Below are 4,969 nucleotides of genomic sequence, written 5' to 3'. Positions count from 1 at the left end.
AGGTAGCCGTTGATGACGGAGCCAATGAACTCCTCGCTGACGAAATTGCATGCCACCTCGTTGGTGGCCCAACCGGGCTGCGAGGTCAGCGAGATGCGGTCGGCGCGCACCACGATGTCCAGCGCGTCGCCGGGTTGCAGCGAACGGCCCTGGGGCAGGGTTGCATGGAAGTCGCCATCGACCGAACGCACGACGATGCGCTCGGCCTCGCAGCTCACCACCTTGGTGCTGAAGATGTTGTTGCCGCCAAGGAAGTCGGCCACGAAGCGCGTAGCGGGCCGGTTGAACACCTCCAGCGGTGCACCGACCTGCTCAACGCGCCCCTGTCCCATGATGACCACGCGGTCGGCCATGGCGAAGGCCTCCGAATGGCTGTGCGTCACGTAGACGAAAGCGATGCCGAGTTCGCGCTGCAGGCGCTTGAGCTCCCCCTGCATCTTCAGGGAGAGGTTGGCATCCAGCGCGGACAGCGGCTCATCGAGCAGCAGCACAGGCGGCTCGGTGACCAGCGAGCGCGCCAGGGCCACGCGCTGCTTCTGGCCACCCGAGAGATCGGCCACGTTGCGTCGGGCGAACGCCGACAGGCCCAGCCGGTCCAGCCACTCCAGCGCACGGCGCCGGCGCTCGGCGGACGCGACACCGCGCATCTTCAGACCGAATTCGACGTTCTCCACCGCGTTGAGAAAGGGGAACAGCGCCAGGCTCTGCCACACCAGTGGTGTGTCGCGCTGCCAGGGTGGCAGATCGTTGATGCGCCGCCCGTCCAGCAGGATGTCCCCCTCGCTGGGGGCTTCCAGCCCGGCGAGCATGCGCAGCGTGGTGGTCTTGCCGCAGCCGCTGGGGCCCATGATGGCGACGAACTCGCCGTGATGAATTTCCAGGTTCACGCCACTCACCGCCTGGGACGTGCCGTAACGTTTGCCGATGTGGCGCAACTCGATCAATGCTTGCTTCATCTCTGTCTCCGGATTTTTCATGGGGGTGGCGGGTTCACGCGCCGCGCTGGCGGCCCAGGGCGCCCTTGCGCATCAGCACCAGTTGGGCCACCACGACCAGCGTGATCGTGACGGCGAACACCACCGTGCCGATGGCGTTGATGCGCGGACTCACCTGGCCCTGCAGGAAGCCCAGCACACGCACGGGCAGGGTTTCGCTGAGCCCGCCCACGAACCACGCAATGGCGAACTCGTCGAAGCTCACCGCTGCTGTGAGGCACAGCGAGGCAAACAGGGCGGGCGCAACGAAGGGCAGGATCACCTGCCGCAGCGCCACCCATTCGGTGGCGCCGAGGTTCCACGCCGCCGACTCCACCGAGCCATCCATCTGGCCCAGCCGCAGCCGAATGAGCGCCATGGCAAACGGCGTGCAGATCACCGTGTGCGCCAGCACGATGCCGTGCAAACCGTTCGCCAGCCCCAGCCGCGACAGGTAGGCCAGCATGGCCACGCCGAGAATGATGGCCGGCACCGTGGGCGGCAACAGGCCCAGAGCCAGGTAGAGCTTTTTGCCGAAGAAGCTGTAGCGGTAGTCGGCATAGGCCGCACCAAAGCCCAACGTGGTCGAGAGCAGGCTGGCGCACACGGACACGATCAAGGAATTGGCGAACGCTTCCAGCACCAGATCGTCTTCGAAGATGGCGCGGTACCAGTCGAAGGTGAAGCCCCCCAGTGGCAGGGTGGGGAAGCGGTCGGCGTTGAAGCTGAACACCACGCTGGCGACAATCGGCGCGAAGACGAATGCCAGCAGCAGCAGGGTGTAGGTCTTGAGCAGTCGGTGTGTCATGTCAGCGCCTCCGGTAGGCATAGGTGGTGGCGGCGAAGGCCACCGCCATCAAGGTGGCGATCATCGCGATGGAGACCACGGCGGCCCGTGGCCATTGCTGGCCACCCTTGGTGGTGTCGATGATCAGCATGGCCAGCGTCGGGTCCGTGCCGCCGCCCAGGTACATGGGGCTCACGAAATCACCGAAGCTGAAGATGAAGCAAAAGAGCGCGGCGATGGTGAGCCCGGCGCGCGCCGACGGGATCACCACCTTGAAGACGGCGGCGAACGGCCCGCAGCCGAGGTTGTGCGCCGCCTCGACGTGGTTTTTATCCACCATGGACAACGACATGCACTGGATCAGCACCACCAGCGGCAGGCTGAGCGTGAGGTAGCCCACGAAGGTGCCGAACACCGTGTTGAGCATTGGCAGTGGCTCGATGCCCAACAGCCCAAGCGCGCTGTTGATGAGACCTTGGTCGCTCAGAAACACCTGCCAGGCATAGATCCGCACCAGGTAGCTCGTGAAGAACGGGGTCACCAGCAGAAACATGGCCAGGCGGCGCTGGTTGTCGTTGAGCACGAAGGCCATGGCGTACGCGGCTGGCAAGGCGAGCAAGCTGGTGAGCGTGGCCGCGCCCGCCGCATAGGCCAGCGTGCGGCCGAAAGTGGCCCAGAAGTGCGACTGGGCCAGCATGTGCGTCCAGTTCAGCCACTCGAACGCAGGCGTGAGCTGGAAGTTGCGCACCAACCAGAAGCTCAAGCCGATGAGAAAGAGCAGCGGTCCGAGGAACAGGACCAACTGCCACAAGGCCATGGGCGCGGTTATCACCGTGGCGAACACGGCGCGTTGCGCGCCCGGGCGCTGCGCCCTTGGCGCAGCGAAGGTGGCCGCGGACCCGATGGGCGCGCGCAATGGGGTTGGGACAGTGGTCATGGTGGGTTCTGGTCGACGACACACCGCTCAGGCGTTCTTGTACCGGCTCCAGGCGTCCACCCAGTCCTGCAACGCCTGCTGCACGGGCTGCGCGCGCGGCGTGATGCGGCCCTCTCGGATGTCGCTGAGCGCGTTGCGCTCGCCCGGCATCATGTTCGAGCGCCGCGCTTCCCCCGGGTCGGTGCGTGCGAGCAAGTCCCAGGCCTTTCGGTTGGGCACCATGGCGGGGTAGGCCGCCATGCGCGCGGAGTGCACCTGCCCGGCAGGTGAAGTCATGTACTGGATGAACGAGCGCGCCAGTTCCTTGCGGCGCGAACCCCGGCCAATGGACAGCGACTCGGTCCATTGCAGGCCACCTTCTTCGGGGATCACGCTGCGCACCGGCGCGCCGTTCTTCTCCAGCACGCCCGTGATCCAGTCACCAATGCCGGCCATCAGCACCATCTGGCCGTTGCGCAGCGACGAGAAGGTGCCGCCGTAGTCGAAGAAGCCACCGATGTTGGGACGCAGACCGGTCAGGCGCTGCTGCACCTGTGCCCAGCGGGCCGCCTCGAGATCGAACGGTTTCTGGTTGCCCGAGAGCAGGCTGAGCTGGCCAATGTTGGGCAGATGCCAATCGAAGTGACCGACCCGGCCTTTGTACTTGGGATCGAAGTACACCTTGTAGCTGCGCGCCTCTTTTTCGCTCACCGCCTTCGTGTTGTAGGCCACGCCAAGGAAGCCAAAGCGCAGGAACACCGAGTACAGATCTTTGCCCTGCCAGTGGCCGGCGTAGTTCTGGAATTCGGGGAAAAAATCGTCGAAAGGGTAGTCGCTGGCGTCGAGCTTCTCCACCCATTGACCGGCCACGAGCTGCTGCACGTACTCGGCGTCGGAGAGGATGACGTCGTAGGTGCCGGGCGGGGACTGCGAGATCAGCGCCAGCATGTTGTCACCGCCGACGTAGTACTTGGGCCGGATGCGCACCTTGCTGCGTTCCTCGAACTCGCCGATCACGTCCTTCTCGGCGTGGCCTTGCCAGGCCAGCATGGTCAGTTCGGTGGCGGCGGTGTTCGCAAAGCTGCTCGTGGCCAACATCGGAAAAGACAGCGCGCCCAGGGTCGCGCCCTGCTGCAGAAAGCGGCGCCGATTGGTGCGGCTCAACTCAAGGGGTGTTTCCATGGACATCGGGTACCTCATGCGGTGGTGGTTGACGGGAATGGCGTGGCCTTGAAGGGCACGGGATGAACTCTCGCCGCGACAAGCTGCGCTGACAAACGTTGTTTTTGCGTGTGCGGGATGAGTTTTCTTTTCGCGCGGTCGCAGCCACCGCACCGCGCCGCAGCGAGGTGAGAACAGCTCATGCCAGGCGCGAGAAATTCCCTTTTGTGCGCACGGCCCGCGCCCACCACACTGCCGGCACGACCTCGGGGACGACCCGATGGCCCTATGACCCGTTCCTAGCCGCCATGGCTTTCAAGGAGTTCCGCATGGACTGGACCAACCCCCACTACCGCAGCAACGCGCAGTTCGATGGCATCAACCCCTCGCTGCACACACCCATTTCCCCCGACGGCCGCCCGGTGATCGGCGAGCGCTACACGCTGGCGGCTCGCCAGGGCGTGGCCGTGGTGTTGCGCCAGGGTGAACGCCTGCAGCTCATCAACCCGCATGGCTCGCAGGTGTGCGATCTGTGGGCGTTCTGCGCCGATGGTCTGCACGAGTTCATGTCGATGGAACATGTGCGTGCACAGCTGAGCCGCACCGTCCCGCGTGCGGGCGACCCGCTGTGCACGAACCGGCGTCGGCCCATCCTCACCCTGCTGGACGACAGCTCACCCGGCGTGCACGACACGTTGATCGCAGCCTGCGACCTGCCGCGCTACCGCAGCTTGGGCGTGCCGCATTACCACGACAACTGCTCGGACAATCTGCGCCTGGCGCTCGCCGCCATTGGTCGCCACACCCAAGAGGTACCGGCGCCTTTCAACGTCTGGATGAACAACCCTGTGGATGGCGATGGCAACATCGGCTGGCTGCCGCCGGTGAGCCAACCGGGCGACAGCATCAGCTTGCGCGCCGAGATGGACGCGGTGCTGGTGATGTCGGCCTGTCCACAAGACGTGGTGCCGGTCAACGGCGCCGACTGCGTGCCGCGCGAGCTCGCGTTTTGCGTGCACATGGCCACGGCCTGAAGGAACAAGGCCATGCCCGAGAAACAAATTCTCTGCGCTTACAGCGTGGACTTCGATGCCATCTCCGGCTGGCTGGGCAGCTACGGCGGCGAACAGT

5 protein-coding genes are annotated in these 4,969 nt (G+C 65.2%); 1 reads left to right on the top strand and 4 read right to left on the bottom strand.

Annotated features, from left to right (window positions below; genetic code table 11):
* From ABYB95_RS16910 to ABYB95_RS16895, 4 genes are all read right to left on the bottom strand, one after another.
* The coding region (locus tag ABYB95_RS16910) for an ABC transporter ATP-binding protein (protein WP_372659726.1) at positions 1 to 956 on the bottom strand (956 nt) is incomplete at its 3' end.
* Positions 957 to 990: 34 nt separating this feature from the next.
* Positions 991 to 1,782: an ABC transporter permease gene (locus ABYB95_RS16905; RefSeq protein ID WP_372659725.1), complete on the bottom strand. Its 792-nt coding sequence runs from the start codon at positions 1,780 to 1,782 to the stop codon at positions 991 to 993.
* A gap of 1 nt (position 1,783) precedes the next feature.
* The gene (locus ABYB95_RS16900; RefSeq protein WP_372659724.1) at positions 1,784 to 2,698 is read right to left on the bottom strand and encodes an ABC transporter permease; all 915 of its coding nucleotides are present in this window, start codon (positions 2,696 to 2,698) and stop codon (positions 1,784 to 1,786) included.
* Positions 2,699 to 2,725: 27 nt separating this feature from the next.
* Positions 2,726 to 3,859, bottom strand: a complete 1,134-nt coding sequence (locus ABYB95_RS16895; RefSeq protein ID WP_372659723.1) for a spermidine/putrescine ABC transporter substrate-binding protein — start codon at positions 3,857 to 3,859, stop codon at positions 2,726 to 2,728.
* A 308-nt stretch (positions 3,860 to 4,167) separates the two neighbouring features.
* Here ABYB95_RS16895 and ABYB95_RS16890 point away from each other — a divergent pair, with 308 nt between their 5' ends.
* Positions 4,168 to 4,872, top strand: coding sequence for a DUF1989 domain-containing protein (locus ABYB95_RS16890; RefSeq protein WP_372659722.1), 705 nt, complete (start codon positions 4,168 to 4,170; stop codon positions 4,870 to 4,872).
* The last annotated feature ends 97 nt before the right edge of the window (positions 4,873 to 4,969 follow it).

Origin of the sequence: Hydrogenophaga sp., assembly GCF_041633695.1 — a bacterium.
GTDB lineage: Bacteria > Pseudomonadota > Gammaproteobacteria > Burkholderiales > Burkholderiaceae_C > Hydrogenophaga.
Note: the sequence above shows the minus strand (reverse complement) of the source record. Positions and strands in the feature narration are given on the sequence as shown.